A 14,525-nucleotide genomic window follows, 5' to 3' on the forward strand; every position below is an offset into this window, starting at 1 on the left:
CATGAGCCAGGAGATCATTCGTTCCACCGCTGCCCAGCTCGCCGAAAGGCTGGCCGCCAAGGACCTTTCCGCTGTGGAGGTCACCCAGGCGCACCTGGATCGTATTGCCGACGTCGATGGCGAGGTGCACGCCTTCCTGCACGTCAACGGTCAGGAGGCGCTCGCTGTCGCCGCAGAGGTCGATGCCGCCCGTGCCGCTGGAGAAGAGTTGCACGCTCTGGCCGGTGTGCCGATTGCGGTCAAGGACATGATCGTCACCGTCGGACAGCCGACCACGGCGGCGTCGAAGATCCTTGAGGGCTGGATGAGCCCCTATGACGCCACCGTCGTCAAAAAGCTTCGCGCCGCAAAGATGCCGATTCTGGGCAAGACCAACCTGGATGAGTTCGCCATGGGCTCCTCCACGGAGCACTCGGCCTATGGACCCACCCACAATCCCTGGGATCTGGATCGCATTCCCGGTGGTTCCGGCGGTGGCTCTGCGGCCGCCGTCGCAGCTTTCGAGGCCCCGCTGGCGCTCGGCACGGATACCGGCGGTTCCATCCGCCAGCCCGCCGCTGTGACCGGTTCCGTCGGGGTGAAGCCCACCTACGGCGGCGTCTCCCGCTACGGGGCTATCGCGATGACCTCCTCGATGGACCAGATCGGCCCGGTCTCACGCACGGTGCTGGACTCCGCATTGCTGCACGAGGTCATCGGCGGCCATGATCCCTACGATTCCACCTCTCTGCAGGAATCTTGGACGGATCTGGTGGCCGCGGCCCGTAACGGTGACGTCCGGGGCATGCGCATCGGCGTGATCAAGGAACTGCACGGCGAGGGGTACCAGGCCGGCGTGGAGAACCGCTTCAATGAGGCGCTGGAGCTGCTGAAGAATGCCGGTGCCGAGATCGTCGAGGTCTCCTGCCCCAACTTCCAGTACGCTCTGGGCGCGTATTACCTGATCCTTCCGTCCGAGGTCTCCAGCAACCTGGCCAAATTCGATGGCGTGCGCTTCGGTCTGCGCGTGCTGCCGGAGGAGGGGCCGATGACGATTGAACGCGTCATGGGTGCCACCCGCGCCGCTGGCTTTGGCCCGGAGGTCAAGCGCCGCATCATTCTGGGCACCTATGCCCTCTCTGCCGGCTACTACGACGCCTACTACGGCTCGGCCCAGAAGGTACGCACGCTCATTCAGCGCGACTTCGATGCCGCCTTTGCCCAGGCGGATGTGCTGATCTCCCCGACGGCGCCCACCACAGCGTTCAGGCTGGGCGAGAAACTCAATGACCCGCTGGCCATGTATCTCAATGACGTGGCCACCATTCCGGCGAATATGGCTGGCATCCCCGGCATCTCCATCCCCGGTGGTCTGGCGGAAGAGGATGGTCTGCCCGTAGGCATCCAGTTCCTGGCTCCGGCCCGGCAGGATGCCCGCCTGTACCGGGCGGCCGGTGCACTGGAAACACTGCTGGAAACCAGGTGGGGCGGGCCGCTGCTGGCTCAGGCTCCCGTGCTGGGATCAACCCTTCTGGGAGGTGCAAAGTAATGTCAACGGACCAGATCGTGGACTACGACGCTGTTTTCGAGAAGTACGAGCCCGTGCTCGGCTTCGAGGTGCACGTGGAGCTGAACACTAAGACCAAGATGTTCTCCTCCGCGCCCAACGAGTTCGGCGACGAGCCCAACACCAATGTCAACGAGGTGGACCTGGGCCTGCCCGGCGTGCTGCCCGTGGTGAATAAGGCCGCCGTGGAGTCCTCCATCAAGATCGGCCTGGCGCTGAACTGCCAGATCGCGGAGACCTGCCGCTTTGCCCGGAAGAACTACTTCTACCCGGACACTCCGAAGAACTTCCAGACCTCTCAGTACGATGAGCCGATCGCCTTCGACGGCTACCTGGACATCGAGCTGGAGGACGGCGAGGTCTTCCGGGTCGAGATCGAGCGTGCGCATATGGAGGAGGACGCTGGCAAGCTGACCCATATGGGCGGTGCATCTGGCCGCATTCAGGGTGCCGACTACTCGCTGGTGGACTACAACCGTGCCGGTGTGCCGCTCGTGGAGATCGTCACCAAGCCAATCGTGGGTGCGGGCAAGCGTGCTCCCGAGCTGGCCAAAGCCTATGTGGCCGCGGTCCGCGAGATCGTGAAGAACCTCGGTGTCTCCGACGCTCGCATGGAGCGCGGTAACGTCCGCTGCGATGCCAACGTCTCGTTGCGGCCCATCGGGCAGGAGGCGTTCGGCACGCGGTCGGAGACCAAGAACGTGAACTCGCTGCGCGCCGTCGAGCACGCGGTGCGCTTCGAAATGCAGCGTCACGCCGCCGTCCTGGACGCGGGGGAGAAGGTGGTGCAGGAGACGCGCCACTGGCACGAGGACACGCGCACGACGACCTCCGGCCGGCCCAAGAGCGATGCGGACGACTACCGCTACTTCCCGGAGCCGGATCTGGTTCCCGTGGTCGCTTCCCGCGAGTGGGTGGAGGAACTGCGCGCCACGCTGCCCGAACCGCCCGCCGAACGCCGCAAGCGCCTGCAGGCCGAGTGGGGTTACACCGACCTCGAATTCCGTGACGTGGTCAATGCCGGCATCCTGGATGACCTCGAGGCGACCATCGCCGCGGGTGCCACGGCCGCGGTGGCCCGTAAATGGTGGATGGGCGAGATTGCGCGTCGTGCCAAGCTGGCGGAGGTGGAGCCGGCAGAGCTGGGCGTGAGCCCCGCGACGGTGGTGGAGCTTCAGCAGCTCATCGATGACGGCAAGATCAATGACAAGCTGGCCCGCGAAGTGCTCGATGGCGTGCTGGCCGGCGAAGGAACGCCCGCGGAAGTCGTGGAAGCCCGCGGCCTTGCCGTGGTCTCCGATGACGGCGCCCTGCAGGCTGCGGTCGATGAAGCCCTCGCCGCACAGCCGGGGATCGCGGAGAAGATCCGCGGTGGCAAGATCCAGGCGGTGGGCGCCATCGTCGGCGCTGTGATGAAGGCGACCCGCGGCCAGGCCGATGCCGGACGCGTCCAGGAGCTGATCCTGAAGACACTCGGCATCGAAGGTTAGCGTTCCGATGGCCCGCAGCCTGCCGTTGCAGAACCGGGACGCCCGGGGGTGGGCCATCGTTGCCAGAGTGCTCTCCGAAGGGGATAACCACCCGATGGAGGATGCCTGTGGCCTGGCCGGTGATGCCGCCTGGGTGGTCGACGGTGCGACGTCCGTGCTGCCGCCACTGGGCCTGCCGGGCTCCAGCGATCCGGGCTGGTATGCCGCGGAGCTGAGCGGCGCACTGGCCACCGTGGCCTCCGGGCAGCAGAGCTCCGGGCAGCAGGCATCCCAATGCGCTGCATCCGGCGTCCGCGACACGGTGGGTCAGGCCTTGCGGATCCTCGATCACCGGGCCGAGGAGTTGGTGGGTCCCGAACGCATCCGCTTCCCCTCTGCAGCCTTGTCGGTGGCGCAGCTCAGCCGTTCGACTACGGGGGAGCTGACCGGCGTTGAGGTACTGTCGCTGGCCGATTGTCACGTGGTGGTGCGGGAAGCGGCTACGGGTGCGGTGCACCATATCGTCTCGGTGCTGGCGGATCCCGGCCTGAGCCTGGGCGCGTCGAGCCTGGAAACGGAGCAGCTGGCGCAGTCTCGCCGTCGTCGGAACACACCGGTAGGCCTCTGGGTGGCGCGCCGTGAAGCTGAAGCGGCGGAGCATGCTCTGGTGACCAGCTGCGGTGTTCCGGAGCTGATCGTGCTGGCCAGCGATGGCGCCTGGCGGGCTGTGGACCTAGGCCTGGTCAGCGGCCCGGGGGAATTCCTGGCGGCCGTGGCGAGCCCTGTCGCAGCCCTGGAACTGCAGACAGCCTTGCGGAGGCGTCAGGCGGAGATCGGCGAAAAGGCCGATGACGCCACGGTTCTGGTTCTGGCGGTGCGTTGATGTCCGGGCGGAACGAACGTCCGACGATCAAGTCAGTAGCTCAGGCTGCGGGGGTTTCCACGGCCACGGTGTCCTACGTGCTCTCCGGACGCGGCGGCGCCCGCGCATCCGGAGTTTCCGCTGCGACCGCCGAACGCGTCCGTGACGCTGCGCAAGCCCTGGGCTACCGACCCAACCAGGCGGCCCGGACGATTCGCACTGGCAAGACCAATCTGTTGATGCTGTCGCTGACCATGATCTCCGACCCGTGGGCTCTGGACCTCAGCCGTGCGGTGGGCTCGCTGGCTGCGGAGAAGGGACTGACGGCCATGATCCTGGCTGATGCCGACTGGCGGCTGGCGCTCCGGCGGCAGAATGCGGATGTGACCTTTATCGATGGCCCGGAGCGGGAAGGGGACCGCGAGTTGCTCCGTTCTGCGGCCCGCAGACAGCGTCTGATGGTCTTCAGCGAGGTTCTGGAGCCCGAGGGCTTTGATGTGGTGCGTTCGTTGCCGGGTAGTGCCTGCCATCGGGCGGTGAATCATCTGCTGGCCAAAAACCAGCGGGTCGGGCTGCTGCAGTCGACCTTGGACAGTTCGGCCGGACGAGCGGTGCGTATTGCGGCCTACCGTGACGGTCTGCAGCAGGCGGGCTTGCCGTTCAGGCCCGACTATGTGGCCGATCACGGGCTGGACGCGCTGAGTGCCTTCAATGCGGCGATCAGACTACTGAGCCTGCCCGATCGGCCCACTGCGATCTACGCCACCACTGACTACGCGGCGATCGGAGCGATCCAGGCAGCACAGAGCTTGCAGTTGCGGGTGCCGCAGGATGTGGAAGTGATCGGTATCGGTAATACGACCGAGGGGGAGCAGATGACTCCGGCGCTGACCACGGTAGGCCCGATGGATTTCTTTGACACGGTGGCCCGATTCCTGGTGGAGCGGGCCGCCGATCCCCAGGCACCGGCTACGGTTCTGGAGTTTCCCTGGGAACTGATTAAGCGCGATTCGGCCTGAGCGCATTCCGGTGCTGTCATCCGCACAGTCACCTGCACCGCATGTTTCGGTGACGTAAATTGATTGATATTTACCCAAATCGATCACTCACAGTCTTGCATTTAATCGGTTAACGTGATGTGATCTACTTCACCGCTTGCGCTGGCGTGCCCTCTGCCTCCAGTGCAACCCGCTGCGGCCAGACCATTTGGAGGACTTCTCCCGTGACCTACCTCAATCGACGTTCGTTCCTGTCCATGGCGGCCCTCAGCGCCGCAACCGTGTCTCTCGCTGCCTGCGGCAGCGGCTCCAATTCGCCCACCTCAGGCGGAAGCACCTACACTCCGCCGGCGAAGGACCTCAAGGCGACTCTGACCTATGCCATCTGGGATGCTGCCCAGAAGCCGGCCATGGTGAAGATTGTGGAGCAGTTCAACGCCCAGTACCCGAACATCACGGTCAACATCGATGTCACGCCTTCCAAAGGATCGGCCTACTGGACCAAGATCCAGACCCTGGCCTCCAGCAACACCCTGCCGGACGTCTTCTGGATGAACGGCCCGCACATCAAGCTGTACGCCCAGAACAGCCAGCTTCTCCCTCTTGACGACCTGGCTCAGGCCAAGGCCGTGGATACCAGCAACTACCCCAAGGCGCTGGTTGATCTCTATACCGTGGATGGGAAGTTCTACGGTGTTCCCAAGGACTTCGACACCATCGCCCTGATGTACAACAAGTCGCTGCTCAAGGCTGCTGGCGTGGCCGAGCCGACGTCTTCCTGGACCTGGGACGACGTCAAGACCTCGGGCGATAAGCTTTCCAAGTTCTATGCGGGTAAGGGCATCTATGGCTTTGCCGGTGACCTGACCGGTGGCCAGACCAGCTACTACAACACCATGCTGGCCGCGGGCGGCTTTATCATTTCCCCGGACGGCAAGAAGAGTGGCTACGACGACCCCGGGTCGGTCACCGGCCTGCAGTTCTGGCGTGACCTGATCACCTCCGGTGTCTCCCCGAATATGCAGCAGCTGACCGATACTTCGACCTCGGATATGTTCACCTCCAAGAAGCTCGCGATGACGATCGACGGCTCCTGGACGGTCAATCCTGCCCACGCCGCCATCGGTGATGACCTTGGTGTCGTCGCTCTGCCCAAGGGCCCCAAGAGCAACCAGTGCGTGATCCACGGCCTGGCCAACGTGATTCCCGCCAACGCCAAGAACCCGGACGCCGCCCGTGCCTTCGTTGCCTTCCTCGGCTCCAAGGATGCCGCGACGATCCAGGCACAGACCGGTACCGTCATCCCAGCCTTCAACGGCACCCAGCAGGCCTGGGTCGACGCCGTTCCGAACGCCGGCCTGAAGGTCTTCCTGGACGCTGCCCAGACGGCATCGCCCTACCCGATCTCCAAGAACACCTCCGCCTGGAACAACCTGGAGAATGACCTGCTGCCGCAGGCCTTCGCCGGTACCAAGCCGGTGGCCGATGTCGCCAAGGACCTGGCCACCAAGATGAACGCGGCGCTGTCGCAAGAGTCATGAGCGGGGCGCTCCGCACCACGGATGCCGGGACCGGCGGCGCGGGAACGGGCAACAGCCCGGCCCCGCGCCGGCGGTTCCTTGCCCGGGGGGACGGCTTCTGGCCATGGCTTTTCATTCTGCCTACGGTGGCCGGCATCGCCCTGTTCTACCTCTGGCCGATCGTGCAGACCTTTTACTACAGCTTCACCAAATGGGGCGTTTTCGGCGGGGCTAAATTCATCGGGCTCGAGAACTACATCACGCTCTTTTCTGACAGCACGATCCCGCAGTCGATCCTCAACACGCTGATCTACACGCTCATTGTGTTGCTGGGCATTCCCATCGCGGTGATCCTCTCGGCCCTGATCGAACGGCCCGGACTGCGCTTTGCAGGCTTCTACCGGACCCTCTACTTCATTCCGTATGTCACGATGCCTGCAGCCGTCGGCCTGGTCTGGCGTTTGATCTTCAATGGTGACTTTGGCCCGATCAACTGGTTCCTGAGCCTCTTCGGCATCAAAGGGCCCTACTGGACCTCGACGCCAGGCTTCGCTCTGGTTGCGGTCGCCATCGTGGGTCTGTGGATGTCTCTGGGCTTCAACCTGATCATCATCAGCGCGGGGCTGCGGGAAATCCCCCGGGAGATCTACGAGGCTGCTGAAGTGGACGGTGCCTCGAAGCTGCGCCAGTTCTTCAACATCACGGTGCCTCTGCTCACACCGAGCATCTTCTTCGTCTCGGTGGTGACCGTCATCAGCGGCTTCCAGCTCTTCGACCTGCTCTACGTCATGATGGGCAAGGCGAATCTTGCCATGCCGCAGACGCAGAGTCTGGTCTACATCTTCTACAACCAGGCCTTCATCACGAACAACAAGGGGTATGCCGCAGCCGTCGGCATCCTGGTGCTGGTGATTATCGGCGCCCTGACTGCCATTCAGTTCCGGGTGCAGAGGAGGTGGGTCAACTATGTCTGATCTGACGGTACGGGCCGGACGCCGGGTCAAGCGGGGCAACAACACGGTGGCCCACGTGGTGCTGAGCATCGGAGGGCTGCTCATGATCGCCCCCTTGCTCTACCAGGTGATCATGTCCATCTCCACCAATGCGGAGGTGCAGAGCACTCCGCCCACGCTGTGGCCGACCGAGATCCAATGGCACAACTTTGCCGATGTGTTCAGCAACATGAACTTCGGCTCCTCGTTGATGGTCTCGGTGCTGATCACCGTGATCCGGGTGGTCGGGCAGGTCATTCTGTGCTCACTGGCCGGTTACGCCTTCGCCCGGATGAGGTTCCGCGGTCGCGGGCTGATCCTGGGCGTCATCCTCTCGATTCTGATGGTGCCCTCGCAGCTCTTCCTGATCCCGCAGTTCCAGATCATTCAGAGTCTGGGCTGGCTCAACTCCATTCCCGGCATCGTGGCGCCCGGTCTGTTCAGCGCCTTCGGAGTGTTCCTGATGCGCCAGTTCTTCATGGGTCTGCCGGATGAGCTGGAGGATGCGGCCAGGCTGGATGGGGCCAATCCCTTCCAGATCTTCACCAAGGTCATGATGCCGCTGGCCGCCAACGGCCTGTGGGCTCTGGTGATCATCACGATTCTGTGGTCCTGGAATGATCTGCTCTGGCCCCTGGTCGTCGCCTCGACGCAGAACAGTGCCCCGCTGAGCGTGGGCCTGGCCAATCTGCAGGGTGAGCACGCCAATAACTATCCGATCCTGATGGCTGCCTCGCTCATGGCGATGGCACCGATTCTGATTCTGTTCATCGCGATGCAAAAGCGTGTGATGGCCGGCATCGGGCGATCGGGACTGAAATAACGCACGCAGTACTGACACTGACAACGAAGGGAATCTACCGGTGACGCAGGAGGCCCAGACTGGGCATGGATGGGATGTTGTTCTGACCGACTCTCTGGAGAAGGTGTATCCGGACCAGGATCCCCGTCCGCTGGACCGATCGATCCCGCACAGCGTGCTGCTGGGGGAGACCGCTTCGTTCCAGATCGCGCTGAGGCCTCCGCAACGGCATGATTTCCGCCTGGCCGGCCCGCTCACCGTCACGGTGAGCGGTGCCCGGCCGGACTGTCTGAGCCTTTTCCAGGCTGAGCTGGTGCCGGTATTGCTCCCGGCGTTCCCTGAGCGCACCGAGGGTTATGACCGGGTGACCCCCGGCCTGTACCCCGATCTGCTGAAGCCGCTGGCGCAGGGTGTCGAGAGCAGTGAGACGGAGCCCGATGCCGTCAGCGGACAGGTCCGTCCGTTGTACGGCCAGTGGACTGCCCTCTGGGTGGATCTGACGGTGCCCACTGCCGGAGGCATCGAGCGGGCAGGCGACTACGAACTGACGGTCACGGTTGCCGACAGCACCGGAACCGTCCTGTTCCGTGATCAGGTGCAGATCTCGGTGTTGCCAGTGGCGGCGCCGCCGCTGGGCATCGTGAACACCCACTGGCTGCATTGCGACGGCCTGGCCCAGTACTACCAGGTGCCGGTTTTCGGTGAGGAACACTGGGCGATCATCGACCGGTTTGTGGCCTCCGCCGCGCGGATGGGCGTCAACTCGATCCTGACTCCCACCTGGACGCCGCCGCTGGACACCCAGGTGGACGGCTATCGACTGCCCACCCAGCTGATCGGCATCAGCACCGACGACGCCGGGGTGTACCACTTCGACTTTTCCGCACTGATCCGCTGGATGGAGCTGTGCAGGCGGCACGGCATCGAATATCTCGAGGTGGCCCACCTCTTCACTCAGTGGGGTGCGGCCTGGACGCCGGCCATCTATGTGGAGTCTGATGGCGTCCTGGAACGCCGGTTCGGCTGGGACGTCGCTGCGGATTCGCCGGAATACCGTGCCCTGACCGAGCAACTGATCCCGGCGTTGCGCGCGGTTCTGGAGGAACACTGGTCACTGGAGAAGGTGATTTTCCACATCTCGGACGAGCCCCACGGCCAGGAGGCGCTGGCGAGCTACCGTCGTGCCAAGGACGCCGTGTCCGACCTTCTGGACGGCTGCCGGGTAGTCGATGCGCTCAGCGATTTCGAGTTCTACTCCTCCGGCGTGGTGCCGCATCCCGTGGTGGCCAGCGATGCCGTCGGCCCCTTCCTGGCGGCCGGGGTCCAGGACCTCTGGACGTACTACTGCGTCTCACAGGACCACAAGGTGGCCAACCGCTTCATCGCCATGCCCTCGGTGCGCAATCGCGTCATCGGGCATCAGCTCTTTGCCCTCGGCTTCACCGGCTTTCTGCACTGGGGGTTCAACTTCTACAACACGCAGTACTCGGTGAGTGCACTGAATCCCTTCGAGGACACCTGCGCCGGTGGCGGTTTTCCAGGTGGTGACTCCTTTGTGGTGTACCCGGGAGCGGAGGGTGAGCCCTGGGAATCGATCCGGCATCGGGTATTCGCGCAGGCCATGGCCGATCACCGGGCTTTTGAACTGCTGGCCGGGCTGTCCGACCGGGAGTCCGTGGTGAGTCTGCTCGATTCCAACGGTGCGGGCGGGCCGCTCGCCATGGATAACTTCAGCTACGAACCCGGGTACTACCGCCGGGTCCGGGAGCAGATCAATCAGCGGATCAGCCAGTTGAGCAGGATCTGACGGTCGGCACACTGCACCAGAGATCAACACCGGAGGAATAAAGGAATTGAGAACAGTGGATCTGAAAATCGGTATTGTCGGCTTTGGCCTGCGCGCGGGACTGTGGAGGCATGCGCACCGGCCCGGTGAGGGTTCGGAAGTCACCATCGTCTGCGATACGAGTGAGCGAGGCCGGGCCGATGCCGCCAGGGCGCTGCCGGAGGCCACCATCACCGACGACCTCTCCGTCCTGCTGACCAGCGGCATTGACGCTGTCCTGGTGCTCACTCCGGACAACCAGCATGCCGCCGTCGCGGTTCAGACGCTCCGGGCAGGCATTGCGACCTTCTGTGAGAAGCCCCTCGACGTCACACTGGAGGCGGCCGATTCCGTGCTGCGGGCTGCCTACGAGACCGGCACCCGGCTCTACGTGGGGCACAATATGCGCCATATGCCGGTGGTCCGGCAGATGCGCGAGCTCATTGCACAGGGGACCATCGGCGAGGTCAAAGCTGTCTGGTGCCGCCACTTCGTGGGCAATGGCGGCGATTACTACTTCAAGGACTGGCATGCCCAGCAGAAGAACGTCAATACGCTCCTGCTGCAGAAGGGTGCGCATGATGTCGATGTGATCCACTGGCTGGCCGGCGGGTACACGGAGCGGGTGTCTGCGATCGGTTCGCTCTCGGTCTATGGCGAGGTGGAGAGTCGCCGGGATAACTCCGACCGCAGGATGGGGGACTGGTTCTCTGCGGACAACTGGCCGCCCACCGAGCAGACGGATCTGGCCGAGGTGATCGACGTCGAGGATATCTCCATGATGAACATGGTGCTGGACAATGGCGTGCTGGCCTCTTACGAGCAGTGCCATTTCACGCCGGATTACTGGCGCAACTACACCGTGATCGGGACCCGCGGCCGCATCGAGAACTATGGCGATGGCCCGGGGGAGTGGATCAAGGTCTGGAACACCCGGACCACGCACGGCTATGCCACCCCGGATCTGGAAGTGGAGATCAAGGGTGGTGAAGATGACGAGGGGAGTCACGGTGGTGCGGATCCTCTGCTGATCGCTGAGTTCCTGCGATTTGCGCGCGATGGCGGTCTGACCGACACCTCGCCGATCGCGGCCCGGCAGGCGGTGGCGGCTGGCGTACTGGCAGCTGAGTCCCTGCGGAGTGATGGCGGCGCCCGCAGGGTCCCGGCGCTGCCCGCCGAGATGGTGGCATACTTCGACGGCGGCCAGGTCCGCGCCTGAACCAATGCCTGTCAGCAGGTCCCGGTTCGGTGGTGTCTGAACCGGGACCTGCTGACAGATCCCGGGTCAGGAGGGGATGAAGCGGGACCTGCTGCCCACGTCCGCGCCCGAAGCCCTGCTGCCGAGATGACGAAACTCCTCCGCTCCGGGAGAATCATGGCTAGCGGCGCACGGCTGCCTCCAGCGGACAGGAGTATGAATGAGGGTCTCTCTGAGCGACGTCGCTCGCGCTGCGGGTGTCGCTCTGTCCACTGCCTCCCGTGCCATGACCGGCAACTCCGAAGTGGGGGCGGCGACCCGGGCCAGAATTCTCGAAACGGCGGCCGAGATGGGGTACCGGCCCAGCCTGGCTGGTCAGGCACTGCGGGCCGGGCGAACCTCACTGATTGAACTGGCGGTACCGGGGCCGCTGCCTGAAGGCCTCGTGGCCAGTATCTTTGAGTCCTGCGAGAGCCATGGCTACCACCTGCTGCTGACCAGACCCTCGAGCCTCAGCGCGGACCTGGCGCCGCCACCCGCCGTGGACGGCAGGATTGTGTTGGGCACCCGGAACCCTGCGGAATCGGACGAACGGGCTGAAACGCTCGACGTCGGGGGACTGTCGCCGGAGGAGCTGACGGAGGCTGCCCAGCGAGCGGTGGACCGTCTGGTGGCGAGGCTGGGGAACCTGCACAGTTGACCTGACGGCGGCCACATGGCATGCTACCGGAAACGATTCCGGAACGTTTCCGACGTTCCGCCCTGATCCGGAAATGGTGACCAATGGATGCTCACGCCTGGTTTCTGATTGTTGTCCTCGTGGCATCGGTGGTGCTGCTGGTCGGGCTGATTAACAGTCGACTGAGAATGCACCCCTTGATCGCGCTGCTGATCGTCTCCGTGCTGACCGGGCTCGTTGCGGGTCAGAGCGGTGATGGCATTGCCGCCTCGATTCTCAAGGGCGCCGGTGGCGTGCTGGGAAACGTCGGTATCACTCTGGCTCTGGGGGCGATGCTCGGACGGCTCCTCTCTGATTCCGGTGCAACAGACCGGATCGCGGAGCTGATTGTCTCCAGGGGAAGCATGAAGTCCTACCCGTGGATGATGACGCTCGCCGCCTTTGTGATCGGCATTCCGATGTTCTTTGAGGTGGGCCTGATCATTCTGCTGCCATTCATCTTCGGTGTGGCGGAGCGGATCCGGAAACTGGATCCGAGCGCCAAACCCTATGTGCTCGTGGTGACTCCCGCCATTGCCGCGCTGGCCACCCTGCACGGCATGGTCCCGCCGCATCCCGGCCCGCTCACTGCTGTGAGCGGTCTGCATGCTGACCTCGGCAAGACGATCATCGTCGGCTTCATCTGCGCGGTTCCCACGGTCATTCTGTCCGGCCCGGTCTTCGCGCGCTGGCTCTCCCGGCGTATGGCAGTGGAGCCGGATCCCGCATTGATTGCCCAGTTCACTCACGCCACCAGCTCCGCGGCGGTCGGATCAGGCGCCGGCGTCGCTGTCTCAGGGGGCTCCACCGCGCTCTCTGGTGCGCTGCCTGAAAAGCCGCGCAGAATCTCGATCGTCTGGGCGCTCGTGTGCATCCTGCTGCCGATTGTGCTCATGCTGGCGCTGTCCATTGGGCAGGTCACTCTGAACGCCAAAGACCCAGTGCTCGGCGCCCTCAAACTGCTGGGCAATCCTGTCATCGCGATGCTCTGTGCTGTAGCACTGGCTCTCCTGGTGCTCGCCAGGAACCGGTCCGGTGAACAGGTCCGCCAGGCCGTCGGCGAAAGCCTCAAGCCTGTGGTGGGCATTCTGATGATCATCGGAGCGGGTGGTGCCTTCAATCAGGTGCTCATCGATTCCGGCATCGGCAACGCCATTGGAACTGCGGCCCAGCACTGGCAGATGAATGTCCTGTTCCTGGGCTGGCTGCTGTCCCTGATCCTTTCCACCGCTACGGGATCGGCGACCGTCGGGATCGTCTCCGCGACCGGCATCGTGTCTCAGATCGTTCCGCCAGGAGCCGATCCCTGGCTGGTGGCGCTACTGGTGGTGGCTATCGGTGCGGGTTCCATTGGCCTCAATTACGTCAACCACGCGGGTTTCTGGCTGGTCAAGGAATCCTTCGGGATGTCGATGGGGCAGGCGACTCGGCTGCACACGGTGGTACAGACCTTGGTCAGCGTGTTCGGCCTCGGCATGGTCCTGCTGCTGTCCCTGATTCTCTGAGAGGCGCGCTCTGAAAACCGCGGGCGCGCTGCCGGGCCCTTGCGGGCTTACACGGCATCGAGCGCGAGGTTCAGTGTGCATCGTTGCAGGGTGTAGAGAAAAATCACCCTGCAACGGTGCACACTCAACCGGACTCTGACTGAACCGGATCCTGAGGGTCAGCCACCTCCGGTTCGCGCAATCCACGCCTCAGGATAGGCTCGGGGAATGGCGGAGAACGTAGTGAACACGCAGGTGCAGGGAGCTCTCACCCGGTGGGCTCAGCGCAAGGACCACCAGACCTTCTCGGAGGTGCTGCGCTGGGCGATGCAAGGGCAGCTACTGCTGGACATCACCGATTCCAGGATCGCGAACCCTCAGCTCGGGTTCCAGCCCGGCGACACTCTGTCGATCGCCGCGCAGCCCGATAATGCAGGAAAGAACCTACTGCTGGCCTTCACCGACAATGACGAGTTGGCGCGCTACCGTGGCCGTCCCGGGACGTCCCTGGTGCAACCGGCGGGTGCGGTCCTGGCCCAGGCTGCTCAGGACTTTGAGGGCATTGTCATCGATGGGCGTTCGGCAGGCGCGTTCATCGCCTACGCCGGGGAAATTGTCCAGGGCTCCGACGGCAAGCCTGACAGCCTGGGACGCCTCGCGGAAGCGACGGTCACCCGCTCGCTTCCCTTCAGCGAATACCTGGACGCGCTGCGCGAGGGTCCATTGTTCATCCCGTTTGATGTCCAGCGGGATGCCGCCGGATCCGAGACCGGCATCGTCGTTCCTGGCGTGTCCGGACCGGACGGGGCACGCTTTGCGGTCGCAGGAACCTCGCCAGCCGAGATCTGGGCCTGGAGCCCCGGTTCGGGCGCCCAACGGACCGGCCTGGACAACGTGGTCCGCGCCCTGCTGGAGGATCACCAGTCCGGACTGGTGATCAATCCGGCTGGCCCCGCGGTGACGATTCCCGCCCCGATTCTCGCGGAGGTCATCAGCAGGTAGGCCACCATCCCGCGTGGACCGTTCTGACTGGCCTGTCTAGTCTGGTTGGCCTGACTAGACTGTTCTGGGCTGGTGAGGCAGTTTTCGCCCTCGTAGCCCGGACCACGGC

At 64.1% G+C, this 14,525-nt stretch carries 12 protein-coding genes; all 12 read left to right on the forward strand.

All coding sequences use genetic code 11. From position 1 onward, the window contains the following. Position 1 precedes the first annotated feature (1 nt). The 12 genes from gatA to QQM37_RS07635 all read left to right on the forward strand — a co-directional run bounded on the left by gatA (position 2) and on the right by QQM37_RS07635 (position 14,416). Positions 2 to 1,528 (forward strand): Asp-tRNA(Asn)/Glu-tRNA(Gln) amidotransferase subunit GatA, encoded by a 1,527-nt coding sequence (gene gatA / locus QQM37_RS07580; protein ID WP_285726171.1) that lies wholly within the window; start codon positions 2 to 4, stop codon positions 1,526 to 1,528. Continuing rightward, the gene (gene gatB / locus QQM37_RS07585; RefSeq protein ID WP_285726173.1) at positions 1,528 to 3,036 is read left to right on the forward strand and encodes an Asp-tRNA(Asn)/Glu-tRNA(Gln) amidotransferase subunit GatB; all 1,509 of its coding nucleotides are present in this window, start codon (positions 1,528 to 1,530) and stop codon (positions 3,034 to 3,036) included. Before gatA ends, gatB begins: the two co-directional genes overlap by 1 nt. A 7-nt stretch (positions 3,037 to 3,043) precedes the next feature. Further along, a complete protein-coding gene (locus QQM37_RS07590) occupies positions 3,044 to 3,898 on the forward strand; it encodes a hypothetical protein (protein WP_285726175.1) in 855 nt (284 codons plus the stop codon). Further along, positions 3,898 to 4,896, forward strand: coding sequence for a LacI family DNA-binding transcriptional regulator (locus QQM37_RS07595; RefSeq protein ID WP_285726177.1), 999 nt, complete (start codon positions 3,898 to 3,900; stop codon positions 4,894 to 4,896). The genes QQM37_RS07590 and QQM37_RS07595 overlap by 1 nt, the downstream gene beginning before the upstream one ends. A gap of 203 nt (positions 4,897 to 5,099) precedes the next feature. Then, positions 5,100 to 6,416: an ABC transporter substrate-binding protein gene (locus QQM37_RS07600; RefSeq protein ID WP_285726179.1), complete on the forward strand. Its 1,317-nt coding sequence runs from the start codon at positions 5,100 to 5,102 to the stop codon at positions 6,414 to 6,416. Then, positions 6,413 to 7,369, forward strand: coding sequence for a carbohydrate ABC transporter permease (locus QQM37_RS07605; protein WP_285726181.1), 957 nt, complete (start codon positions 6,413 to 6,415; stop codon positions 7,367 to 7,369). Before QQM37_RS07600 ends, QQM37_RS07605 begins: the two co-directional genes overlap by 4 nt. Beyond that, the gene (locus tag QQM37_RS07610; RefSeq protein WP_285726183.1) at positions 7,362 to 8,210 is read left to right on the forward strand and encodes a carbohydrate ABC transporter permease; all 849 of its coding nucleotides are present in this window, start codon (positions 7,362 to 7,364) and stop codon (positions 8,208 to 8,210) included. Before QQM37_RS07605 ends, QQM37_RS07610 begins: the two co-directional genes overlap by 8 nt. Positions 8,211 to 8,250: 40 nt before the next feature. Continuing rightward, positions 8,251 to 9,996 (forward strand): DUF4091 domain-containing protein, encoded by a 1,746-nt coding sequence (locus tag QQM37_RS07615; protein WP_285726185.1) that lies wholly within the window; start codon positions 8,251 to 8,253, stop codon positions 9,994 to 9,996. 55 nt (positions 9,997 to 10,051) lie between these two features. Further along, positions 10,052 to 11,233, forward strand: coding sequence for a Gfo/Idh/MocA family protein (locus tag QQM37_RS07620; RefSeq protein ID WP_420030138.1), 1,182 nt, complete (start codon positions 10,052 to 10,054; stop codon positions 11,231 to 11,233). 199 nt (positions 11,234 to 11,432) lie between these two features. Beyond that, on the forward strand, positions 11,433 to 11,912 hold the full coding sequence (locus QQM37_RS07625; RefSeq protein WP_285726189.1) for a LacI family DNA-binding transcriptional regulator: 480 nt from the start codon (positions 11,433 to 11,435) through the stop codon (positions 11,910 to 11,912). An 83-nt stretch (positions 11,913 to 11,995) separates the two neighbouring features. Next, positions 11,996 to 13,435: a GntP family permease gene (locus tag QQM37_RS07630; RefSeq protein ID WP_285726191.1), complete on the forward strand. Its 1,440-nt coding sequence runs from the start codon at positions 11,996 to 11,998 to the stop codon at positions 13,433 to 13,435. 207 nt (positions 13,436 to 13,642) lie between these two features. Continuing rightward, positions 13,643 to 14,416, forward strand: coding sequence for an SseB family protein (locus QQM37_RS07635; RefSeq protein WP_285726193.1), 774 nt, complete (start codon positions 13,643 to 13,645; stop codon positions 14,414 to 14,416). Positions 14,417 to 14,525 lie beyond the last annotated feature (109 nt).

It is taken from the genome of Psychromicrobium xiongbiense (genome assembly GCF_030271165.1).
In the GTDB taxonomy this organism is placed as follows: domain Bacteria; phylum Actinomycetota; class Actinomycetes; order Actinomycetales; family Micrococcaceae; genus Renibacterium; species Renibacterium xiongbiense.